General features: G+C 69.9%; 21 protein-coding genes and 1 tRNA gene. 14 read left to right on the forward strand and 8 right to left on the reverse strand.

The annotated features are described in order from the left end of the window. Window positions 1-10 precede the first annotated feature (10 nt). The 3 genes from pyk (at window position 11) to DW299_RS17420 (ending at window position 3,033) form a co-directional block, all read left to right on the forward strand. Entirely contained in the window at window positions 11-1,459 is a 1,449-nt protein-coding gene (gene pyk, locus DW299_RS17410) for a pyruvate kinase (RefSeq protein WP_136032411.1), read from the forward strand. A gap of 108 nt (window positions 1,460-1,567) precedes the next feature. Continuing rightward, window positions 1,568-2,380, forward strand: coding sequence for an alpha/beta fold hydrolase (locus tag DW299_RS17415; RefSeq protein WP_136037338.1), 813 nt, complete (start codon window positions 1,568-1,570; stop codon window positions 2,378-2,380). After that, a complete protein-coding gene (locus DW299_RS17420) occupies window positions 2,377-3,033 on the forward strand; it encodes an esterase/lipase family protein (RefSeq protein WP_240744594.1) in 657 nt (218 codons plus the stop codon). Before DW299_RS17415 ends, DW299_RS17420 begins: the two co-directional genes overlap by 4 nt. A gap of 4 nt (window positions 3,034-3,037) precedes the next feature. Here DW299_RS17420 and DW299_RS17425 read toward each other — a convergent pair whose 3' ends face one another. Together DW299_RS17425 and DW299_RS17430 are read right to left on the reverse strand one after the other, a co-directional pair. Further along, window positions 3,038-4,294, reverse strand: coding sequence for an alpha/beta fold hydrolase (locus DW299_RS17425; protein ID WP_136037339.1), 1,257 nt, complete (start codon window positions 4,292-4,294; stop codon window positions 3,038-3,040). Between the two features lie 22 nt (window positions 4,295-4,316). Continuing rightward, window positions 4,317-4,399: transfer RNA gene (locus DW299_RS17430), tRNA-Leu, on the reverse strand. A gap of 92 nt (window positions 4,400-4,491) precedes the next feature. Here DW299_RS17430 and DW299_RS17435 point away from each other — a divergent pair. Together DW299_RS17435 and DW299_RS17440 are read left to right on the forward strand one after the other, a co-directional pair. Beyond that, window positions 4,492-5,118, forward strand: a complete 627-nt coding sequence (locus tag DW299_RS17435) for an ANTAR domain-containing response regulator (protein ID WP_206253382.1) — start codon at window positions 4,492-4,494, stop codon at window positions 5,116-5,118. Between the two features lie 8 nt (window positions 5,119-5,126). Further along, on the forward strand, window positions 5,127-5,690 hold the full coding sequence (locus DW299_RS17440) for a GNAT family N-acetyltransferase (RefSeq protein WP_136032404.1): 564 nt from the start codon (window positions 5,127-5,129) through the stop codon (window positions 5,688-5,690). On the opposite strand, the gene DW299_RS17445 is transcribed toward DW299_RS17440, so the two are convergent. Then, a complete protein-coding gene (locus DW299_RS17445) occupies window positions 5,665-6,093 on the reverse strand; it encodes a hotdog fold thioesterase (protein WP_136037340.1) in 429 nt (142 codons plus the stop codon). The genes DW299_RS17440 and DW299_RS17445 overlap by 26 nt on opposite strands. A 45-nt stretch (window positions 6,094-6,138) precedes the next feature. On the opposite strand from DW299_RS17445, the gene polA reads away from it, so the two are divergent. From polA to DW299_RS17480, 7 genes are read left to right on the forward strand one after another with little or no spacing between them, the layout of a single operon-like run. Then, window positions 6,139-8,772, forward strand: a complete 2,634-nt coding sequence (gene polA / locus DW299_RS17450; RefSeq protein ID WP_205814443.1) for a DNA polymerase I — start codon at window positions 6,139-6,141, stop codon at window positions 8,770-8,772. A 37-nt stretch (window positions 8,773-8,809) separates the two neighbouring features. Further along, a complete protein-coding gene (locus DW299_RS17455) occupies window positions 8,810-10,486 on the forward strand; it encodes a DUF885 domain-containing protein (RefSeq protein WP_136032400.1) in 1,677 nt (558 codons plus the stop codon). A gap of 59 nt (window positions 10,487-10,545) precedes the next feature. Beyond that, window positions 10,546-11,580, forward strand: coding sequence for an LLM class flavin-dependent oxidoreductase (locus DW299_RS17460; protein ID WP_136037341.1), 1,035 nt, complete (start codon window positions 10,546-10,548; stop codon window positions 11,578-11,580). 50 nt (window positions 11,581-11,630) lie between these two features. After that, window positions 11,631-12,983 carry an MFS transporter gene (locus DW299_RS17465; protein WP_136037342.1) on the forward strand — a complete coding sequence of 451 codons (1,353 nt, stop codon included), beginning with the start codon at window positions 11,631-11,633 and terminating at the stop codon, window positions 12,981-12,983. A gap of 43 nt (window positions 12,984-13,026) precedes the next feature. After that, on the forward strand, window positions 13,027-13,773 hold the full coding sequence (locus tag DW299_RS17470) for an SGNH/GDSL hydrolase family protein (protein ID WP_136037408.1): 747 nt from the start codon (window positions 13,027-13,029) through the stop codon (window positions 13,771-13,773). Further along, window positions 13,770-14,516, forward strand: a complete 747-nt coding sequence (locus tag DW299_RS17475) for a formylglycine-generating enzyme family protein (RefSeq protein WP_136037343.1) — start codon at window positions 13,770-13,772, stop codon at window positions 14,514-14,516. The genes DW299_RS17470 and DW299_RS17475 overlap by 4 nt, the downstream gene beginning before the upstream one ends. A 41-nt stretch (window positions 14,517-14,557) precedes the next feature. Next, the gene (locus DW299_RS17480; protein WP_136037344.1) at window positions 14,558-15,370 is read left to right on the forward strand and encodes an arginase family protein; all 813 of its coding nucleotides are present in this window, start codon (window positions 14,558-14,560) and stop codon (window positions 15,368-15,370) included. Between the two features lie 18 nt (window positions 15,371-15,388). Here the strand turns inward: DW299_RS17480 and DW299_RS17485 are convergent, their stop codons facing one another. Beyond that, window positions 15,389-16,567: a DUF4232 domain-containing protein gene (locus tag DW299_RS17485; RefSeq protein ID WP_136037345.1), complete on the reverse strand. Its 1,179-nt coding sequence runs from the start codon at window positions 16,565-16,567 to the stop codon at window positions 15,389-15,391. Window positions 16,568-16,571: 4 nt separating this feature from the next. Next, entirely contained in the window at window positions 16,572-17,909 is a 1,338-nt protein-coding gene (locus DW299_RS17490) for an MFS transporter (protein ID WP_136037346.1), read from the reverse strand. Window positions 17,910-17,982: 73 nt separating this feature from the next. Between DW299_RS17490 and DW299_RS17495 the strand changes: the two genes are divergently transcribed. Next, window positions 17,983-18,351, forward strand: a complete 369-nt coding sequence (locus tag DW299_RS17495; protein WP_136037347.1) for a VOC family protein — start codon at window positions 17,983-17,985, stop codon at window positions 18,349-18,351. Between the two features lie 30 nt (window positions 18,352-18,381). Then, entirely contained in the window at window positions 18,382-18,810 is a 429-nt protein-coding gene (locus DW299_RS17500; RefSeq protein WP_136037348.1) for a pyridoxamine 5'-phosphate oxidase family protein, read from the forward strand. A 541-nt stretch (window positions 18,811-19,351) separates the two neighbouring features. Here the strand turns inward: DW299_RS17500 and DW299_RS17510 are convergent. The 3 genes from DW299_RS17510 to DW299_RS17520 are packed head-to-tail and all read right to left on the reverse strand — an operon-like array spanning window position 19,352 to window position 22,603. After that, window positions 19,352-21,712 carry an ATP-binding cassette domain-containing protein gene (locus DW299_RS17510; protein WP_136037349.1) on the reverse strand — a complete coding sequence of 787 codons (2,361 nt, stop codon included), beginning with the start codon at window positions 21,710-21,712 and terminating at the stop codon, window positions 19,352-19,354. Window positions 21,713-21,749: 37 nt separating this feature from the next. Continuing rightward, window positions 21,750-22,160: a VOC family protein gene (locus DW299_RS17515; RefSeq protein ID WP_136032376.1), complete on the reverse strand. Its 411-nt coding sequence runs from the start codon at window positions 22,158-22,160 to the stop codon at window positions 21,750-21,752. A 5-nt stretch (window positions 22,161-22,165) separates the two neighbouring features. Beyond that, window positions 22,166-22,603, reverse strand: coding sequence for a helix-turn-helix transcriptional regulator (locus DW299_RS17520; protein WP_136037409.1), 438 nt, complete (start codon window positions 22,601-22,603; stop codon window positions 22,166-22,168). Window positions 22,604-22,697 lie beyond the last annotated feature (94 nt).

Genomic DNA, 22,697 nt, shown 5'->3' on the forward strand with positions numbered 1-22,697 from the left:
GGAGAGTTCTTTGAGACGCGCGAAAATCGTCGCCACTTTGGGTCCGGCCACCTCGACGTATGAGACGGTGCGTGCACTGATCGATGCGGGTGTGGACGTGGCACGTCTGAACCTCAGCCACGGCGACTACTCCGTGCACGAGAACAACTACGCGAACGTGCGTCGCGCGGCGGAGGACTCCGGCCGCGCCGTGGCGATCCTCGTCGACCTGCAGGGACCGAAGATCCGTCTCGGCCGTTTCGAGGACGGGCCGTACGAGCTCGCCAAGGGCGACATCTTCAAGATCACCACCGAAGACATCATCGGCAACAAGGAGATCTGCGGCACCACGTTCAAGGGGCTGCCCCAGGACGTGAAGCCCGGTGACTTCCTGCTGATCGACGACGGCAAGGTCCGCGTCGAGGTGGTCGAGACCGACGGCGTCACCGTCACCACGCGCGTGGTCGTCGCCGGCGCCGTGTCGAACAACAAGGGCATCAACCTGCCCGGTGTCGCCGTGAACGTCCCCGCTCTGAGCGAGAAGGACGAAGACGACCTGCGCTGGGGTCTGCGCACGGGTGCCGACCTCATCGCCCTGTCCTTCGTGCGCAACGCGGAAGACGTGTCGCGCGTGCACGAGATCATGGCGGAGGAGGGCGTGCGCGTCCCCGTGATCGCCAAGATCGAGAAGCCGCAGGCGGTCGATGCGCTGGAGGAGATCGTCGACGCGTTCGACGGCATCATGGTCGCCCGTGGCGACCTGGGTGTCGAACTGCCTCTGGAGGCCGTGCCGATCGTGCAGAAGCGCGCGGTGGAGCTCGCCCGGCGCAACGCGAAGCCGGTGATCGTGGCGACGCAGATGCTCGAGTCGATGATCAACAGCCCGGTGCCCACGCGCGCGGAGACCTCCGACGTCGCGAACGCGGTGCTCGACGGCGCTGACGCGGTGATGCTCTCGGGCGAGACCAGCGTGGGCGACTACCCGGTCGTCGTGGTGGAGACCATGGCCCGCATCATCGAGTCCACCGAGGAGCACGGCCTGGAGCGGATCCTCCCGCTGACGACCAAGCCCCGCACGCAGGGTGGTGCCATCACGCTGGCCGCCCTCGAGGTCGCGGAGTTCGTCGACGCGAAGTTCCTCTGCGTCTTCACCCAGTCGGGCGACTCCGCCCGCCGCCTGTCGCGTCTGCGCTCGCGCATCCCGATGCTGGCGTTCACCCCGGAGCCGGCGATCCGTCGTCGGATGGCGCTCACGTGGGGCCTGCGCTCCACGCTGGTCGACATGGTCCAGCACACCGACCTGATGTACCACCAGGTCGACGAGTACCTGCTCGAGAACGGCCTGGCGGTCGAGGGCGACAAGGTCGTCGTGATCTCCGGTTCCCCTCCCGGGATCGTGGGCTCGACGAACGACCTCCGCGTGCACAAGGTGGGCGACGCGATGCGTGGTGCTGCGCCGATCTACAAGGCCGGCGTCTGACGCACGAGGTGTCCGGAAGGGGCGGGGCTACGGCCCCGCCCCTTCCGTATGTCCCGGGCCCGCGTCAACCCTCTGCGACCGCGCGGGCGGGGCGGATAGCGTGGGCGCATGGTCGTTCGTACGCGCCTCGTGCTCACGTCGGGGTTGATGTTCCGCCTTCGGGAGACTCCGCGACCGGCGGGATCCGTCGCCCCCACGATGGTGCTGGTGCACGGCATCGGCATGTCGCACCGCTACCTGTCCCGCCTGCACGAGACGCTCGCGGAGTACACCCGTGTGGTGTCGGTGGACCTTCCGGGCTTCGGCGGACTGCCCAAGCCCTCCGTCGACGTCGGGGTGGAGCGGATGGGCAGCGCACTGGCCGAGGTGATCGGAACGCTCGGCGATGACCGCGTGGTGCTCGTCGGACACTCGATGGGCGCGCAATGGACCGTGGAGGCTGCTCTGCAGCGCCCGGAGTACGTGCGCGCCGTGGTCGCGATCGGCCCGGTCGTGGACGCGCGGTGGCGCACGATTCCGGCACAGGCGCGTGCCCTCGCGATCGACACCGTGGGGGAGACGCCCGCGATCAACACGATCGTCTTCACCGACTACCTCCGCTGCGGCGTGCGCTGGTATCTGCGGCAGGTGCGCCACATGATCGGCTATCGGCTTCAGGAGCGGGTGGCGGAGCTGACCGTGCCGCTGCTGGTGATCCGCGGGGGAGCGGATCCGATCGCGGGTCGCGCGTGGTGCCGCCGGCTGCGGGACAGCGCCCGCGTCTCGCGTCTCGTCGAGATTCCCGGTCACCACCACGTGGCCCAGCAGTCCGCGCCCCGCGCCGTCGCGTCGGCGATCCTGACGCACACGGCCGGTGCCTGGCCGCACGCTGCGACGTCGAGGAGCATGGACGAGAAGCGGAGCGCGCCATCGACGCCGTGAGGCGGCTGGGCTGGTGGGCCGCCGACTACGCGTATGCGGGGTTCTGGCAGGTGCGCTCCTTCTTCGGACGAGATGACGCGAGGGCGTTCACCGACGGCGATGGCGTGCCGATCGTGGTGCTCGCCGGGGTGTACGAGACGTGGCGGTTCCTGGAGCCGCTCATCGTCGCGCTGCACCAGCGGGGTCATCCGGTCCACGTGGTGGATGCGCTGCGGCGCAACCGGTTCCCGGTCGCGGACGAGGCGGAGCAGATCGCGGAGCATCTGCGTGCGCGCGACCTCACCGGCGTGATCCTCGTCGCGCACAGCAAGGGAGGTCTGGCGGGCAAGCTCGCCATGACCGGACCGGAGGGGCACCGCATCCGGGCGATGCTGGCGGTCGCGACGCCGTTCGGAGGTTCCCGGTACGCCCGGCGCATGCCGGGACGGGTGCTGCGCGCCTTCTCTCCGGACGACCCGTCCATCCTGGCGCTCGCGCGCGAGGTCGAGGTCAACGCCCGGATCGTGTCGGTCTATGCGGAGTTCGACCCGCACATCCCCGAGGGCAGCGCGTTGCCGGGAGCGAAGAACGTCGTGCTCGACACCGGCGGCCATTTCCGCATCCTCGCCCACCCCCGGGTGCTCGCCGAACTCGCGGCACTGGCGGAATCCTGAGCGCTCACCCGCAGGTACCGCGGGCCTCCCGCGGTGCGTCCAGCGTCGGGAGCCACAGTAGGAGCTCGGGCAGGGTCGCGTACGCCGCATAGCCGTGGTCGACCGCCGGGAACCGGTGGTAGGCGACATCCGTCCCCGCCGCGCAGAGGCGGGCGACGTACCCGTCGGTCGCGGCGGGACGCACGAGCTTGTCCGCCTCGCCCTGGCCGACGAGCACGGGGACCGTGATGGGCTGGCCGCCCGCGCTGTTCTCGGCGAGCATCGTCCGCCAGGGCTCGGTCGTGGCGGGATCGGCGGTGACGTAGGAGCCGACCAGGGGCTCGGCGATCGCGTGGATCTCCTCGGTGTGGGTCAGCAGGCAGAGCGCGGCCATGTCGGGAGTCGCAGCCGCGCCCTCCGGGGTCAGGATCGACAGGATGGCCTCCTCGCCGAACCGTTCGGCGTAGGCATCCCGGTAGGCGGCGATGGCGAACGAGGCGATGGTGATCCCGGAGACGTCGACGATGTCGTCGGTCATCAGGGCGTTGAGATCGGCCGCCGGCGCCGCCACCGCCACCCCGCGCACCGACAGCTCGGGCGCGTACGTCTCGGCGCGCTCGGCGGCGAAGAGCGCCGCCTGACCGCCCTGGGAGTGCCCCCACAGCACGACGCGAGCGCTCGTCCCCACGCCGTCGAGGCGGCCGGCCGCACGCACGATGTCCAGCACGCTGTTCGCCTCCGGGACGCCCAGCAGATAGGACGACGCGCCCTCCACACCGAGGCCCGGATAGTCGGTGGCCACGACGGCGTATCCCTCGGCGAGCAGCTCGTGCATCCCGGCGATGAGCTCGAACGGATCGAGCGCGAGCGACGGGGCGCACGCCGTCGCCGCTCCCGTGGTCGGGTGCGCCCAGGAGACGACCGTGCGTCCGTTCTCCGGCGCCGGCCCCTCGGGCACGACGACCAGGCCGGACACGGCGATGTCCGAACCGGCCAGGTCGCGGGAGTGGTACAGCACGCGCCACGCTCTCGTGCCGACGGGAGCACTGTCGATCTCCTCGGAGCGGATGAGCGAGCCCGGGGCTCCGGAGGGCAGCGGGGTCGGGGCGGTGACGAAGGCCGGATCGCTCGCGCGCTCCGCCTCCTCCGCGCTCGTGCGCCTGAACACCTCTGCGGCGATCAGGAGCAGGATGACGAGCGCGACCGCCAGGACGACGAGAGTGGCCCGCGCGGTGCGATGCGACCTCCGGGCATGAGCTGCCGGTGCGTCCCCGCTGTGCATAGAGCATGTATAGCGCACCGTGTGCCGGCGGTGGGACTCGAACCCACACGCCCTTTCGGACAAAGCATTTTGAGTGCTCCGCGTCTGCCATTCCGCCACGCCGGCCCGTGTGTCGCGTCTTCGACTGTAGCGCAGGGCGAGCCGATCACCCGGCGCCGATGAGCGCTTCGGCCGAGCGCCGCGCCCTCTCCAGTAGGATGGAGTCCGTGACCGAGCAAGAACAGGCTGAGCAGCCCACGGCATCCGCACCCCGACGCGTCGTCGTCGCCGAAGACGAGTCGCTGATCCGTCTCGACATCGTCGAGATCCTTCGCGACAACGGCTTCGATGTCGTCGGCGAAGCCGGTGACGGGGAGACGGCCGTCGCCCTCGCGACCGAGTTGCGCCCCGACCTGGTCATCATGGACGTCAAGATGCCCCAGCTCGACGGCATCAGCGCGGCCGAGAAGTTGCACAAGGGCAACATCGCCCCGGTCGTGCTGCTGACGGCCTTCAGCCAGAAGGAGCTCGTGGAGCGGGCGAGCGAGGCGGGCGCCCTGGCGTACGTCGTCAAGCCGTTCACCCCGAACGACCTGCTGCCGGCCATCGAGATCGCGCTCGCGCGTCACGAGCAGATCATCACGCTCGAGGCCGAGGTCGCCGACATGGTCGAGCGCTTCGAGACCCGCAAGCTGGTGGACCGCGCCAAGGGACTGCTGAACGAGAAGATGGGCCTGAGCGAGCCCGAGGCGTTCCGCTGGATCCAGAAGGCCTCGATGGATCGCCGCCTCACGATGCAGGACGTCGCGAAGGCCATCATCGAGCAGCTCGCCCCGAAGAAGTAGCCGGTCCGGTGCTCCGCCTCGACGCCGAGCACCTGCTGCGGCCCGTGCGTGCGGGCGACGGCCCCGGCATCGCCGCGGCCTACCGCGCGAATCGTGCACACCTGGCTCCGTGGGAGCCCGAGCGCGACGCCGCCTTCTTCACCGACGAGTGGCAGGAGCGGCACGTCGCGCAGTGCCTGGCGGAAGCCGAGGCGGGACGGAGCCTGCGGTTCGTCGTGGTCGGGGATGATGGTTCGATCCGCGGCCGCGTCAACCTGAACTCGATCGTCCGCGGCGCGTTCTGGAGCGCGGACCTCGGCTACTGGATCGACGCCTCACGGCTGCGGCGCGGGCTGGCCGGGCGTGCGGTGACCCTCGTCGCGGAGCACGCGAGGACGGAGCTCCACCTGCATCGGCTGCAGGCTGCCACGCTGCTCCACAACCTGGCTTCGCAGCGCGTGCTGGCGGGATGCGGTTTCGAGCGCATCGGCCTCGCGCCGAAGTACCTGCGCATCGCGGGGGAGTGGCAGGATCACCTGCTGTTCCAGCTGCTGCTGGAGGAGCCTCTCAGCGCCCCGAGGGAACGTCCTTGATCATGTTGGTGATGCGGATCGTCGAGCAGCGTCGGCCCTGATCATCCGTGACGACGATCTCGTGCACCGTGATGCTGCGTCCGAGGTGCACCGGCGTGCATACCCCCGTGACGGTCCCGGAGGTCGCGGAGCGGGTGTGGGTCGCGTTGATGTCGACGCCGACCGCGAGGCGCCCCTCTCCGGCGTGGAGGTTCGCCGCCATCGAGCCGAGGGACTCGCCGAGCACGACATACGCGCCGCCGTGCATCAGGCCGACGGGCTGGGTGTTGCCGGCGACCGGCATGGTCGCGACGCACCGGTCGACGCCGAACTCCACGAACTCCATGCCCATCTTCTCGGCCAGTGCGCCCATGCCGCGGGCGGCTGCCCACTCGAGCCCTTCGCTGGTCGCGACCTCGCCCATGCATCCTCCTCTGCGGGTGTCCGTGCTCCTCGTTAGGCTGACAGGGTGACGGACTCCGCAAAGCCTACCCTCATGGTCGTCGACGGCCATTCGCTCGCCTACCGCGCTTTCTTCGCCCTCCCGGTCGACAACTTCACGACCAAGGACAACCAGCACACGAACGCCATCTACGGCTTCCTGTCGATGCTGGTGAACCTCATCAAGGCCGAGCAGCCGACGCATCTCGCCATCGCCTTCGACACGTCACGGCACTCGTTCCGCACCGACGAGTACCCCGAGTACAAGGCCACCCGCTCCGAGACCCCCTCCGAGTTCAAGGGCCAGATCCCGCTGCTGCAGGACTGCCTCGCGGCCATGTCCATCCCGGTCCTGACGCAGGAGGGCATCGAGGCCGACGACATCCTCGCCACGCTGTCAACCCAGGGCGCCGCGCAGGGCTACGACGTGCTCGTGGTGTCGGGCGACCGCGACACCATCCAGCTGGTCACCGACGACATCACCCTGCTGTACCCGTCCGTGCAGGGCGTGTCCCAGCTCAAGCGCTACGACCCCACGACCGTGCAGGAGCGCTACGGCGTCCGCCCGGAACAGTACCCCGACATCGCGGCGCTCGTGGGCGAGACCAGTGACAACCTGCCCGGCGTCCCGAAGGTGGGGGAGAAGACCGCGGTCAAGTGGCTCACCCAGTTCGGCTCTCTCGACGAGCTGCTCGATCGCGCCGACGAGATCAAGGGCGTCGTGGGCGGCAACCTGCGCGACCACATCGACGACGTGCGTCGCAACCGCAAGCTGAACCGCCTCCTGACCGACGTCGAGCTGCCGGTGGCCCCGGGAGACCTCGCGGTCACGCCCATCGACGCCCAGGCCGTGCGCGACATCTTCGCCCGCCTGGAGTTCCGCACCCTGCTGCCGCGGGTGTTCGAGGCGGTGGGCGCGGGCGAGGTGGCCGACGACCCGGCGGCCGTGGTCGAGATGCCCGTTCCCGCGCAGGTGAGCGGCGCCGAGCTCGCCTCGTGGGCTGCCGCGCAGGAGAGCGATGTGGCACTGCGCGTGACGATCGCGGCGGGGGCTCCCGTGCGCCTGGGGGCCGCCACCGAGACGGAGCTGCGCGAGCTCGACTGGTCCGACGACGCGGCCGCGGCTCTTCGCGAGTGGCTCGAGTCCTCTGCCCCGAAGGTGCTGCACGACGCGAAGCCGCAGGTGAAGGCGCTGCGGCGCCAGGGCATCCGGCTCGGCGGACTTGCGTACGACACGAGTCTCGCGGGCTGGCTCCTGCGCCCGAGCTTCCCCGACAAGACGCTGTCCGACCTGGTGCAGCGTTACCTCGGAGAGAAGCTGCCCGAGGCCGACCCCTCGCAGCTGGTTCCCGAGACCGAAGGGGCGACACCGTCGCAGGAGGCCTGGTTCGTCCTGCGCGTGGCCGAGGCGCTGCGCGGCGACCTGCCGGAGCCGGTCGCCGCCGTGCTCACCGACATCGAGCTGCCGACCCTGCTCACCCTCGCCGACATGGAGCTCGCGGGGGTCGCCGTCTCACACGAGGTGCTGTCCACGTTCTCGGGCGAGCTGGCGGCACGAGCGGATGTGCTCGCGCAGGAGGCGTTCTCGGTGGTCGGGCGCGAGTTCAACCTCGGCTCGCCCAAGCAGCTGCAGGAGGTGCTGTTCGAAGACCTGCAGCTGCCGAAGACGCGTAAGACCAAGACGGGCTATTCGACCGACGCCGCGGTGCTGGCCGATCTGCAGGAGTCCCACCCGCACCCGTTCCTGAGCCTGCTGCTGCAGCACCGCGAGGCGACCAAGCTGCGGCAGATCATCGAGTCGCTGGACGGGGCGATCGGACCGGACCATCGGGTGCACACCACGTACGTGCAGACGGGGAGCCAGACCGGCCGGCTGTCGAGCACCGACCCCAATCTGCAGAACATCCCGGTGCGCACCGAGGAGTCACGTCGGATCCGCAGTGCGTTCGAGGTGGGCGAGGGCTACGAGACGCTGCTGACCGCGGACTACTCGCAGATCGAGATGCGCATCATGGCGCACCTGTCGGGCGACGAGGGGCTCATCGAGGCGTTCAACAGCGGCGAAGACCTGCACCGGTTCGTGGGTGCGCGGGTGTTCGGCGTCGAGCCGGGCGATGTCACCCCGGCGATGCGCACCAAGGTCAAGGCCATGTCGTACGGTCTGGTCTACGGGCTGTCGGCGTTCGGTCTGTCGAAGCAGCTGCGCATCGAGCAGGCCGAGGCCAAGCAGCTCATGATCGAGTACTTCGCCCGCTTCGGCGCGGTGCGCGACTACCTGCGCGCGTCGGTCATGAAGGCGAAGGAAGACGGCTACACCGAGACGATCTTCGGTCGGCGCCGCCCGTTCCCCGACCTCGCGAGCCCGAACCGGGTGCTGCGCGAGAACGCCGAGCGTGCCGCGCTCAACGCCCCGATCCAGGGCAGTGCGGCGGACATCATGAAGATCGCGCTGTTCCACATCCACGACGACCTGCAGGCCGCGGAGCTCTCGTCCCGGGTGCTCCTCCAGATCCACGACGAGCTCGTGGTGGAGGTCGCGTCGGGGGAGTGGGATCGGGTCGAGCAGATCGTCCGCACCCGCATGGGCGATGCCGCGCAGCTCTCGGTCCCTCTCGACGTGCAGGTCGGTCGCGGTCGCGACTGGAACGAGGCCGCGCACTGATCTCACTGGCGAGGGGTCGGGGATTAGGCTGGAAACCATGACTTCCGCACCCCGCACCCCCTCCGCCATCGACAAGGTCGCCGATGACTGGGTCGACACCATCGCCGTGCTCGCCCCGACCCTGGGCACCTACATCGGTCGCTCGGAGGTCAACGATCGATTCGGCGACCTGAGCCCGGAAGGCCACGAAGAGGTCGCCGCGGCGACCAGGGCGACGCTCGACAAGCTGTCCGCGCTCGAGCCCGTCGACGCGATCGACGAAGTCACGAAGACCGACCTGAGCGCCGAGCTGCGCCTGGACCTCGAACTGCACGACGCGAAGTGGCATCTGCGCGACCTCAACGTGATCGCCTCCGCGGCGCAGGACGTCCGCGCCGTGTTCGACCTGATGCCGACGTCGACGGTCGACGACTGGGAGGTCATCTCGACCCGTCTCGCGGCGGTCCCGGGTGCCCTGCGCGGGTACGTCGAGACGCTGCGCACGGGGATCGCCGAGGGGGTCACGCCCGCACGGCGCCAGGTCGCAGAGGTCGCGACGCAGATCGACCGCTACATCGCCGACGACGGGTTCTTCGCGGCCTTCGTCGCGCACGCCGACCCGGACGAGGGGCAGCTGCCCGCGTCGCTCGCGCGCACGCTCGCCGACAACTCCGCCGCCGCGCGCGTGGCCTACGGCGAACTGCGCCGCTTCCTCGCCGAGGAGCTCGCCCCCGAGGCGGGGGAGCAGGATGCGGTCGGACGCGAGCTCTACGCCCTCAACTCGCGTCGGTTCCTCGGGGCGACGATCGACCTCGACGAGACGTACGAGTGGGGCCGCGAGGAACTCGCGCGGATGGTCGCCGAGCAGACGGCGATCGCGAACGAGATCCTCCCGGGAGCATCGGTCGAGGAGGCCGTCGCTCACCTCGAGGGCGATCCCGCACGCAAGCTCGTGGGCACGGAGGCACTGCAGGCGTGGATGCAGGAGACGAGCGACCGCGCGGTCGCGGAGCTCGGCGCCTCGCACTTCGACATCCCGGAGGCGATCCGCACGCTCGAGTGCATGATCGCCCCGACGCAGGAGGGCGGGATCTACTACACCGCTCCCACGGACGACTTCTCCCGCCCCGGTCGCATGTGGTGGTCGGTTCCCGAGGGCGTGACCGAGTTCGACACCTGGCGTGAGCTCACGACGGTGTACCACGAGGGTGTTCCCGGTCACCACCTGCAGATCGCCCAGGCCGTGTACAACCGCGCCGAGCTGAACTCTTGGCGCCGGCTGCTGGCGGGAACGTCCGGTCATGCGGAGGGCTGGGCGCTGTACGCCGAGCGCCTGATGGAGCAGCTCGGGTATCTGGACGACCCCGCCGACCGCCTCGGCATGCTCGACGGACAGCGCATGCGCGCCGCTCGGGTGGTGCTCGACATCGGAGTGCACCTCGGCAAGCCCCGCCTCGACGGCGAAGGTGTCTGGGACGCGGATTATGCACTCGACTTCCTGCGCCGCAACGTGAACATGTCGGACCAGTTCGTTCAGTTCGAGGTGAACCGCTACCTCGGTTGGCCGGGGCAGGCACCGTCCTACAAGGTCGGTCAGCGCATCTGGGAGCAGGTGCGGGATGCGGTCGAGCAGGCGGAGGGCGACGCGTTCTCCTTCAAGGATTTCCATAAGCGCGCACTCGACCTGGGCGGCGTCGGTCTCGACACGCTGCGCAGCGCTCTGCTTCCGCGCTGAGACCACGGGAATGCCCCTTCGGCGTCCGCTGTTCATTCAGCTGAATAGAGAGGCATGACATGGACATCGAATTCGGGCTGGACACCTTCGGGGACATCACGCGGGATCAGGACGGCGAGCTGCTCACGGCGGCGCAGACGATCCGCAACGTCGTCGCTCAGGCAGAACTGGCCGATGCGGTCGGCGTCGACTTCTTCGGCGTGGGGGAGCACCACCGTCGCGAGTTCGCGGTGTCGTCTCCGGAGATGGTGCTCGCGGCGATCGCGGGCCGGACGAAGAGCATCCGTCTCGGCACCGCCGTGACCGTGCTGTCCTCCGATGATCCCGTCCGGGTGTTCGAGAGGTTCGCCACGCTCGACGCGCTGTCCGACGGTCGCGCCGAGGTCGTGCTCGGTCGCGGCTCCTTCATCGAGTCGTTCCCGCTCTTCGGCTACGACCTGCGCGACTACGACACGCTGTTCGAGGAGAAGCTCGACCTGTTCGTGCACCTCCTGGAGGAGAAGCCGGTGACCTGGTCGGGCACCATGCGGGCATCGCTGGAGAACGCCGACGTCTTCCCGAAGACCGACAAGGGTCTGCGGACGTGGGTCGGCGTCGGCGGCAGTCCGGAGTCGGTCGTGCGCGTGGCACGCCATGGTCTGGGATTGATGCTCGCGATCATCGGCGGACCGGCCGCGCGGTTCCGGCCCTTCGTCGACCTGTACCACCGCTCCGTCGCCTCGTTCGGCACGACGTCGCACCCCGTCGCGGTGCACTCGCCGGGACACATCGCCGACACGGACGCCGAGGCCTGGGACGCCGCGTACTCGGGCTTCGTGGCGATGAACAACACCATCGGACGCGAGCGTGGATGGCCGCCGTACAGCCGTGCGCGCTTCCAGAACGACGTGGGGCCGGAGGGCGCGCTCTATGCCGGTTCGCCCGATCGCGTGGCGACGAAGATCGCCGACACGGTGACGACCCTCGGCCTCGGCCGCTTCGACCTCAAGTACGCCACCGGCACCCTGTCGCACGAGGCGATGATGCGCAGCATCGAGCTGTACGGCACCGAGGTGATTCCGCGCGTGCGGCGCTTGCTGGCCGACCGCGACTGACGACGGCGGGCGGGCGGGCACCGCGCCCGCCCGCCTCTACGATGAGTGGCATGGCCAACACCGCCCTGCCGAGCCGCACCTCGCTCGCCCAGCGCCTCGATGTCCTTCCGTTCACGCGCCGGCACCTGCGAGTGCTCTCCGGCTCCGGCGTGGGGTGGGCGCTGGACGCGATGGACGTCGGTCTCATCTCGTTCATCATCGCGGCGCTCACGCAGCAGTGGGACCTGTCGAAGGGCGAAGCGGGGCTCATCGCATCGATCGGCTTCGTCGGCATGGCTGTGGGGGCGACGCTCGGGGGACTGCTCGCCGACCGGTTCGGCCGTCGTCAGGTGTTCGCCCTGACGCTCCTCGTGTACGGCGTCGCCACCGGAGCGAGCGCCCTCGTCGGGGGAGTGGCGGCCCTGCTGGTGCTGCGCTTCTTCGTCGGCCTCGGACTGGGCGCCGAGCTTCCGGTGGCCTCGACGTACGTCAGCGAGTTCGCCCCGGCACGCATCAGGGGACGCCTGATCGTTATCCTCGAAGCGTTCTGGGCCGTGGGCTGGACCGCCTCCGCGCTGATCGGCTTCCTCGTGATCCCGGCGTCGGAGTCCGGGTGGCGCTGGGCGTTCGCGGTGGGTGCGATCCCCGCCGTCTACGCGCTCATCGTACGGTGGGGCCTTCCGGAGTCGCCGCGCTGGCTCGCCTCGCGCGGCAGGATCGCGGAGGCCGACCGGATCGTGTCCGCCTTCGAGGCCGAGGCGGGGATGACGGCGGCCCCCGCGATCCGCAAGGAGCCGGCCTCGCGGGCGATCGCCGCCACGGCCGGGGCGAGGCTCGCGACGCTGTGGAACCGGGAGTTCCGCGTGCGCACGCTCTGTCTGTGGCTGGTGTGGCTGTCCGTGAACTTCGCGTACTACGGAGCGTTCATCTGGATTCCGAGCATCCTCGTCGACGCGGGTTTCGACCTCGTGCGGTCGTTCGGCTTCACGCTCATCATCACGCTCGCGCAACTGCCGGGGTACGCGGTGGCCGCGTGGCTGATCGAGGTGTGGGGGCGCCGCGTCACGCTGTCGGTGTTCCTCCTCGGCTCGGCCGTCTCCGCCGTGCTCTTCGGCACCGCGAGCACCGAGGCCGCGATCATCGCGACCGGTATGGCGCTGTCGTTCTTCAACCTCGGCGCCTGGGGGGCACTGTACGCGGTGACACCGGAGATCTATCCGACCTCGCTGCGGGGGACGGGCGCCGGATGGGCCGCGGGCATCGGCCGCATCGCCTCGGTCGTGGCACCGATCGCGGCCCCGGTGCTGCTCCTCGCGGGTGGTGCGCCGGTGCTCTTCGTCGTCTTCGCCGCCTGTTTCCTCCTCGCGGCGGGGGCGTCGTGGGGGCTCGTGGATCGACGCGGTGCAGCCCTCGACGACCGCTGACGCCGCTGTCCGGGCACGGCAATAGGCTGGGTCCGTGACCGATGTGCGATTCGTGGCGATAGGCGACTCCTTCACGGAGGGCGTGGGGGATGTGCTGCCCGACGGGCGCGAGCGCGGATGGGCGGACATCGCGGCACAGGGGTGGGCCGACGCCGCCGGTCACCCGATCCAGTACGCCAACCTCGCGATCCGCGGCAAGCTCGCCTGGCCGATCGTGGAGCAGCAGCTCGAGCCCGCGCTGGCGCTGCGCCCCACCCATCTGTCGTTCAACGGGGGCGGCAACGACATGCTCCGTCCGCGGGCCGATCCCGAGCACATCGCCGACGCGTTCAGCCGCGTGCTCCGGCGCTGCGACGAGGAGGGCGTCACCATGATCCTGCTCTCCGGAGCGAACCCGAGCGGCCAACTGCCCATGGGGTCGCTCGTGCAACGCCGGGGCGACCTGCTGTCGGAGGCCGTGCTGCGCCGCATCGAGGATCGCCCTGATGTGATCCGCGCCCTGAACTGGCCGGACCGCGAGCTCTCGAAGCCGCCGTACTGGTCGGAGGACCGCCTGCACATGAACGCCGCCGGACATCACCGGGTGGCTGCGCGGGTGCTCCACGCACTGGGTTTCGAACCCCCGGAGGCCTGGTGGGCGCCACTCGACCGCCCGGGTCTCGGCCCGTCGGGTCTCGCGTACTATCGCGAGTTCGTGGGTCCCTGGGTGCGTCGCCGGGTCACCCGCACCTCCTCGGGTGACGGGCGCACGGCGAAGTACCCGACCTGGATCGAGTGCACGCCCGCGTGAGCGACATCGAGCTGACGCGCCTTCCCGCCGGAGAGGTCACACTGCACGATGCACGGACGTGTTCGACGCGGCAGGTAACCCTGGAGCCGTTCCTGCTCGGCGTCTTCCCGGTGACGGAGGAGCAACTGGCCGACGTGCTGGGCGTCGCCGTGCGACATCCCCGCCGCCCGGCCGCCGACGTGAGCTGGCTGCGAGCCGTGCACTTCTGCAATGCGGCGTCGGAGTGGGAGGGCGTCGACCCCGTGTACCGCTTCGACGGCGAGGACGTGACCTGGGACACGACGGCGGACGGGTACCGGTTGCCGACCGAGGCGGAGTGGGAGTTCGCGTGCCGTGCCGGCTCCGCGGGCCCGCACTATGCACCACTCGCCGATGCGGCGTGGACAGCGGCTGATCACGTCTCCGCGCCGCAGGACGTCGGCGGGAAGCTGCCCAACCTCCACGGGCTGTTCGACACGCTCGGCAACGTGTGGGAGTGGTGCTGGGACCTGCTCGACCCTGCGCGGTACGACGACTATCGCGTCTTCCGCGGGGGCGGGTTCGCCGACGAGGTGTGGAGCGTGCGTGCGTCCGTCCGCCGCGGGGGAGCGCCCCGGATGCACCATGACGACGTGGGCTTCCGCGTCGCTCGCGGCGGCTTCGACCACGAGGGAGAGGCCCAGGGGTGGTCGGCCGCCGGCGACCGCGCGCGCGCCTCCGTCGACGGGCCGCTGCCGGGCGGCTGGACGCCCCGCCGCCGCTGAGTCGTCGCGGCCGTGCCGGGCGAGGATGGGAGACTGGGGGGATGTCCTCCCCGTTCTCGCTCATCCTGTCCCAGGGCCGTGTGGCCGACCGCACCGACGGGGCCCTGGTGGGCGCCCGGCTCGTGGCCGACGCCCTGTCCGCGCTCCTCGGCACTGACGCGCAGGTGGTGGGCACTCCCGACGCTTCCCGCCAGGACGACTGGAGCGAGGCGCTGCCTGCCGCGGCGACGACGCTCACGGGCCTGCGTCACGCCGTCGACACAGCGATCTCCTCGGGCGCGACCCCGCTGCTCGTGACGAACACCTGCGCCGCGAGCCTCGGCACCCTCCCGGCCGTCGCGGAGCATCACCCCGATGCGGTCGTGCTGTGGATCGACGCGCACGGCGACTTCAACACACCGAACACGACCGGATCGGGCTACCTCGGCGGCATGGTGCTCGCGGCCGCCTGCGGGCTCTGGGACAGCGGTCACGGTGCGGGGGTGGATCCGCGCCAGGTGGTCGTGGTGGGCGGGCGCGACATCGACCCCGCGGAGGCCGAGCTGCTGGCGGCCAACGGCGTCACGGTGCTCAGCCCGGGGGAGAGCACCCCGGAGCGACTCCGGGAGCTGGTCGCCGGACGACCCGTGTGGATCCACGTGGACTGGGACGTGCTCGAGCCCGGGTACATCCCCGCCGCGTACCGCGTGGGCGACGGGCTGCTCCCGCACCAGATCGCCGCGCTGTTCGCCTCGCTCCCGGCTGAGAGCGTCCGCGGTGTCGAGCTGGCGGAGTTCGAAGCGGGCGACGCCGAGGTCCCGGAGCGCGTCAGCGTGGAGCTCGTCCTCGAGACCGTCCAGCACCTGCTGCGCTGAAGACAGGGAGCGTACCGGCTACGGGGCTGCCCCGGCGGACGTGTCGAGCTTCCACGCCGTAACCTCGACGGTGGATCCCGCGACGATGTCGAGTTCGACCGGCCACGAACCGCGCTCCAGCCCCGGAAGGCGAGCTGCGTAGAGCTGCCGTGCCACGAGCGCCCCCGCGGTCGCGTTGGCGTCCCAGCCGAGCACCGCGGTCGCCTGTCCCTGCGGGGGAACGGTGATCGTGGCGCTCCCGTCGTCTGTGGCGAGGAACGACGATCCCGGAACCACCTCGACGTCGAGCGCGTGTCCGTTCTGGTCGGCGAAGGCGATGTCCGGATAGCCCTCGATCACGCACGGCTGCTCGCTCACGTTGACCAGGTGGATCGCCTGGGCCCGGTGTCCTGTGGCTCCGTCCGCTGCACCGAGGATCAGCGTGGCGCGGTCGCTGGTGCAGGCGTCGGTCTGGAGGGTCGGTGCACCGACGCCCGGAGCGGTCTCGGCGACGGGATCGCCGACGGCGGTCGGATCGATGAGCGCGCCGGTGTCGTCCGTCGTCGCCTGTTGTGCGGCGTTCTCACGGATGATGTCCTGCTGTCGCGCGTCGTCGGCGAGCCCGCCGCCGACGACGAACAGCGCGACGCTGACGAGCGCACTGATCAGCGCGGTGCGCGCTCGAACCGGCGGAGCCGCCTGCCCGTCACGACGGCCGAGGAGGACGGCCGGGATCCAGCCGCTCATCACCGCCCAGTACGTCGTCACGGGGGCGCTTTCCACCACGGCCACGGTGAGTCCGCGCAGGCCGAAGTCCTGCAGGTAGGAGATCGCCCGGATCGCGTCCAGCCCGAGCCCGAGCACGGCCCCCGCGATGACGGCGGCGAACCACAGGGCCCAGATGCCGCGGCCGGATGGAGCGACGCGGTCGGACACGAACCAGGTGACCGATACCAGCACCGCCGCCACGAGCACGAGCATGACAGGCGTCCATGCCGCCGGGAGGCCCCAGGTGTTGGCCTGAACGGGACCGACGCCGAAGAAGCTGAGGAGTCGGGTGACCACGATATCGGAGCCCCAGAGCCTCGCGGCACCTCCGGCGAGCAGCCACAGCGCGGCGAGGATCAGACCGGCCGTGACGCCACGGGGGAGGCGAGCGATCCGCCGCCGGTCCGACTCGTCGAGACGGGAAGGAGCCGAGGGGGGAGCGGAGGCCATGCGCTCATCCTAGGGGCGAGCGTCGGCGTCGCTCGGGATCCAGACCCATGCGGATGCGTGTGCGCTTGCGTTCGATCAGGATGAACGTCACACCCAGCGCCCAGAGGGGGAGGGGCGCGAGGAACGCCAGCCGGAATGCGTCGAGGGAGTAAGTCTCGGGCGTGCCTGCGCCCTGCACGTCGAGGAGCAGCCCGATCAGGAAGATCGCGAGGAGTGCGGCGATGAAGCCCCCCGCGTTGGTGACGCCGGTGGCGGTGCTCAGCCGGTGGCTCGGGTTGTGGGTGCGGGCGTGGTCGAACGCGATCATCGATGCCGGGCCCCCGGTGGCCAGGGCGACGGCGAGCACGGTGAGCAGCCACGCTGGAGCCGGCCCGGGGAGGGCGATCACCGCGATCCATGCCGCCGCCTGCACCCCGACAGCCGGGAGCACGAGGGCGAGGGAACGGTGGTTCGGAAGGCGCCGCGACAGATCGCCGATCACCGGCCCCAGGACCATTCCGGCGACCACGTAGATCGAGATGATCCCAGCGGCAGCCGCGGGCCGAAGCCCTTCGCCGACGGTGAGGAACGGCATGCCCCAGAGGAGGACGAAGGCCGTGCCGGCGAACGGGGTGGTGAAGTGGGACCAGAACGCGAGGCGGGTTCCCGGGTGCGCCCACGCCGCCCGGATTCCGACGCCGGTGTCGATGGCGGACGTGACGACGCGGACGACGCCGGTGTCCGTGTTCACCGTCACGTCCGCGCCCCGCTCCGGCGGATGGTTGCGGATGACGAGCCAGACCAGCACCGTGAACAGCAGTCCGAGCCCGGCGATGCTGCCGAACGTGATGCTCCATGTGGTCGCGTGCAACAGTGCAGCGACGGGCACCAGGGCGATGAGCTGCCCCGCCTGACCGATGATCCCGGTGAACTGCACCATGAGCGGTCCGCGTTGCGCGGGGAACCAGGTCGCCACGAGGCGCAGCACGGCGGGGAACACCGCGGCGTCGCCCGCGCCCAGGAGCACACGCGCGACGATGGCGATGCCGACGCTGGGGGACAGCGCCATGGTGAGCTGCCCGGCCGCCATGAGCAGCATCCCGATCGTGATGATGGGCCGCGACCCGTAGCGGTCGAGGAGCACGCCGATCGGGATCTGCATCCCGCCATAGACCGCCAGCTGGACGACGGCGAACAGCGCGAGGGTGGATGCGTCGGCCTGGAAGCGATCCGCCGCCTCGACACCCACGGCCCCCAGCGAGGTGCGGTTGGTGATCGCGAGCACGTAGGCGGCGACACCGACCGACCAGATGGTCCACGCGCGCCACCCCGGAGAGGCGGATGCGGGGGAGAGGGGCGGCACCGTTCCACGCTACTCCTGCCCGCCGACGCGCCGGACGAGCGCGATGTCGGTGCCCGCCGGTAGCGTTCGCCGCATGACAGGAACCTCGCAGCACCACACCATCGACTATGTCGAGCTCGTCGTCACCGACCTCGCCGCAGCGAAGCAGTTCTATGCGTCGGCGTTCGGGTGGGAGTTCGTCGACTACGGCCCCACGTACGCCGGGATCGCTTCGGGCAGGGGAGACGGCAGCGAGGTCGGGGGACTGCTCCTCGCCGAGGAGCCGCGGCCCGTCGGAGGCCCCCTCGTGCTGCTCTACTCCGACGACCTCGATGCCACGCGCGACGCGATCGAACCCGCCGGCGGGCGCATCCTGCAGGAGCCGTACGACTTCCCGGGCGGACGGCGACTGCACTTCGCGGACCCGTCGGGCAACGAGCTGGGAGTCTGGTCGGCCGCGTGAGTTCGGGGCGACGGCGTTAGTCTCGTGAGCATGGCCATCGATCCCCACCACAGAGTTTCGGTGGTCATGTTCATCCGTGAGCACGGGCGCGGCGTCGCGGCGACCGTGTCAGCGGGCGGCGAGCCGGAGGCCGCGCTCGTTGGAATGGTGGCTCTCGACGACGGGACGATCCTGTTCACGAGCCGCTCCGAGTCTCGCAAGGTCGCGAACCTCGTGGGCAACGGGGCGGTGGCGCTCGTGGTGGGCACAGAGGGGTCGGTGACCCTGCAGCTCGAGGGGAGCGCCGAGGTGGCTTCGGCCGCGCGGGCGAAGGAGCTGGAGCCGGTGTTCGTGCGGCACGCTCCGGGATCGCGCGTGACCGATCCTGGATTCGCGCTCGTCATCGTGCGACCGCGGTGGGTTCGTTCCTATGACGTCTCCGATGCCGTACCCGTGGTCGTCGAAGCCCTCTGGAGCTGAGCGGCCGCGTCAAGACAGCGCAAATCCCTACCGGTCGACCGACGGTACTGCGAGACGCACCGCCTGGGCGCTCGTGAAGCGGTGGCGGGGAAGGGCGGCAGGGAGAGGCGGAAGGGTCGACGGCCCCACCCGCTTCTCGTCTGACCTGACATAATGTGCATTATCGGTTAATGCACGAGGGGCACCGCGGCCGAGCCACGTCGCCCACACGCTGTCATGATCGAACCCAGGAAGGCTGCACACGAACGCCCGATCGAGTTGTGTTGCCTGCTCTGAGGCGCGTCCCGGGCTGGCCGCGGAACTGAGCCGCTATGAAGACGTGGTACTGGCGTTCCTTCCAGACCACGGCGGCGTTCTCCTGCAGCGTGCGATCTCCACATCTGGCGACGACGCGCCCGACGAGGTCCAGTTGTATCGATTCCCGAACGGTGCGGCGCTGGACGCCTCTCTCGCCGATCCGCGTCGACGTGAACGCTCCGCCGAGCGGGACCGCGTCGTCGCACACACGACGCTGTATCCCGTGGCGATCACGTCTGCGTGATCAGCGTCCGCTCACGTACTCCGCCAGGTGCTCCCCCGTGAGCGTCGATTTTTGGGATACCAAATCCTCGGGCGTCCCTTCGAACACGATTCGGCCGCCGTCGTGCCCGGCGCCGGGTCCGACATCGACGATCCAGTCGGCGTGCGCCATGACCGCCTGATGGTGCTCGATGACGATCACGGTCTTGCCGTCGTCCACAAGCCGGTCGAGCAGCCCCAGGAGCGTGTCGACGTCCGCGAGGTGCAGCCCCGTCGTGGGCTCGTCGAGCACGTAGATGTCGCCCTTCTCCCCCATCTGGATCGCCAGCTTGATGCGCTGACGTTCTCCGCCCGACAGCGTCGACAGGGGCTGTCCCAGCGACAGGTAGCCCAGACCGACGTCTTCGAGGCGGCTCAGAATCGCGGCCGCCGCGGGAAGCTTCGCCTCGCCCTCACTGAAGAAGGCCCGGGCCTCCGCGACGGGCAGATCGAGCACCTCGGTGATGTCCTTGCCGCCGAGGGTGTACTCGAGCACCGCCGCCTGGAAGCGCTTACCGCCGCAGTCCTCGCACGGTGTCTCGATCGTGTCCATGAACCCGAGCTCCGTGATGATGACGCCGGCGCCCTTGCACGTGGGGCACGCGCCCTCGGAGTTCGCGCTGAACAGAGCGGGCTTCACGCCGTTGGCTTTCGCGAAGGCCTTGCGGATGGGCTCCAGCAGACCGGTGTACGTCGCGGGGTTGCTGCGCCGCGACCCCTTGATCGCGGACTGATCGATCGCCACGACGCTCTCGCGACCGGACACCGAGCCGTGGATCAGGGAGCTCTTGCCGGATCCGGCCACACCCGTGACGACCGTCAGCACGCCCGTCGGGATGTCGACATCGACGTTCTGCAGATTGTTGGTCGAGGCGTCGCGGACTTCGATCCGCCCGGCGCCCGTGCGCACGGCGGGCTTGAGCTTCGCGCGGTCGTCCAGGTGCTCTCCCGTGCGGGTGCCGCTGGCCTTCAATCCGTCGACCGTGCCTTCGAAGCAGATCTCGCCGCCCGCGCTCCCCGCTCCTGGACCGAGGTCGACCACGTGATCGGCGATCGCGATCGTCTCGGGCTTGTGCTCCACGACCAGGACCGTGTTCCCCTTGTCCCGGAGTTGCAGCAGCAGCCTGTTCATGCGCTGGATGTCGTGCGGATGCAGGCCGATTGTCGGCTCGTCGAACACGTACGTGACGTCGGTGAGCGCGGACCCGAGGTGCCTCAGCATCTTGATGCGCTGCGCCTCACCCCCCGACAGCGTCCCGGACGGGCGTTCCAGGCTGAGGTAGCCGAGGCCCAGCGTGACGAACGCGTCGAGGTTCGCGCTGAGGGCCTCCAGCAGAGGCGCAGCCCCGGGAAGCGTCAGGCCTCGCACCCAGGCGGCGAGATCGGTCACCTGCATGCGGCACGCGTCGGCGATGCTGATCCCCTCGGTCTTCGACGACCGCGCGCCCTCGGTGAGGCGGGTCCCGTCGCACTCCGGGCATACCGCGAACGTGGCGACGCGCTCCACGAACGCACGGACGTGCGGCTGCAGCGCGTCGAGGTCTTTGGAGAGCATCGACTTCGTGATCTTGGGGATCAGGCCCTCGTAGGTCATGTTGATGCCCGAGATCTTCACCTTAGTGACCTCGCCGTAGAGGAAGAGGTGCCGCTGCTTCTCGGTGAACTCCGCGATGGGCTTGTCCGCGGGGTAGAAGCCCGACTGCGAGAAGCCTTTCACCATCCAGCCGTCTGCCGTGTACCCGGGCACCATGATGGCGCCCTCGTCGAGCGACCGGGACTCGTCGACGATCTGCGACAGGTCGAGGTCAGACACCGCTCCCCTGCCCTCGCAGCGCGGGCACATGCCGCCAAGGTAGATCGCGTCCTTCACGATCTTCTTCTCGCCGCCCGGCCCGGTCATGACGCCGCTGGCCTTCTGCGTCGGGATGTTGAACGAGAACGCGGTCGGTCCGCCGATGTACGGCTGCCCGAGCTTGCTGAACAGGATGCGCAACATGGCGTTCGCGTCGGTCACGGTCCCGACGGTCGAGCGCGGGTTGGCGCCCAGCCGCTCCTGGTCCACGATGATCGCGGTGGTCAGACCCTCCAGGACGTCGACGTCGGGGCGCGGCACCGACGGCATGAATCCCTGCACGAACGCGCTGTACGTCTCGTCGATCATGCGGCGGGACTCCGCGGCGATCGTGTCGAAGACCAGCGAGCTCTTGCCCGAGCCGGACACACCGGTGAACACCGTGAGCCGTCGCTTCGGGATGTCGGCGCTGACGTCCTTCAGGTTGTTCTCGCGCGCACCCTGCACGCGGATCAGGTCGTGGGTGTCCGCGGGGTGCGGTGCAGCGGTCATCGGTGTCCTTCTGTTCGGGGCGGCGTCGCCGGTGGCGTCAGCCGGCCTGGTTGATTCGGAGGAGGTTGCCCGCCGGGTCGCGGAACGCGCAGTCGCGCACGCCGTACGGCTGATCCATCGGCTCCTGCACGACATCGGCCCCCGCCTCCACGAGACGCTCGAACACGGCGTCGAGGTCATCGCTCGCGAGGGTGAGCGCGCCGTAGCTTCCTTTCGCGATCAGCTCGAGGATGGTCTGCCGCTCGGTGTCGGTGATGCCCGGGTCCGTCGCCGGCGGATGCAGCACGAGGGAGGTCTCCGGTTGGTCCGTCGGGCCGACGGTCAGCCAACGCAGCCCGTCGTAGCCGACATCGTTGCGCACCTCGAAGCCGAGGGCGTCGCGGTAGAACCCGAGCGCCGCCTCGGCGTCGGTGTGCGGGAGGAACGCGTAGTGGATGCTGATGTTCATGATGCTCACGTTAGGTCCGCGTCGGGACGCGGCGCTTCTCGATTCCTGATCGGTCGGGTGACCTGCTTCGCCTGGAACGACGGGATCCCCTCGACGGTGGCAGCGCGTTCACGGTACACGCTGGGTGGGACACCGACCAGCTCCGAGAACCGCGTGCTGAACGTTCCGAGCGATGAGCAGCCCACCGCGAAGCAGACCTCGGTCACGCTGAGATCTCCGCGACGCAGCAGCGCCATCGCACGTTCGATCCGGCGCGTCATAAGGTACGCGTACGGCGACTCGCCGTATGTCTCACGGAACCGACGACTCAGGTGCCCCGCCGACATGTGCACGCCGCGGGCCAACGCCTCGACATCGAGCGGTCTGGCGTATTCGCGATCGATCCGGTCCCGCACCTTGCGCATCAGGACGAGCTCGCGCAGCCGGGCATCATCCACCGCCATCACGAGACGATCCTGCCATGACGTGGGGTGTCGCGTGGTGTCGGAGTGCGACGCGTTCCGGCGGTCCTCCCCCGCGAACGCCTGCCGAGCGCTA

It is taken from the genome of Microbacterium sp. K35 (genome assembly GCF_004794375.1).
In the GTDB taxonomy this organism is placed as follows: domain Bacteria; phylum Actinomycetota; class Actinomycetes; order Actinomycetales; family Microbacteriaceae; genus Microbacterium; species Microbacterium sufflavum.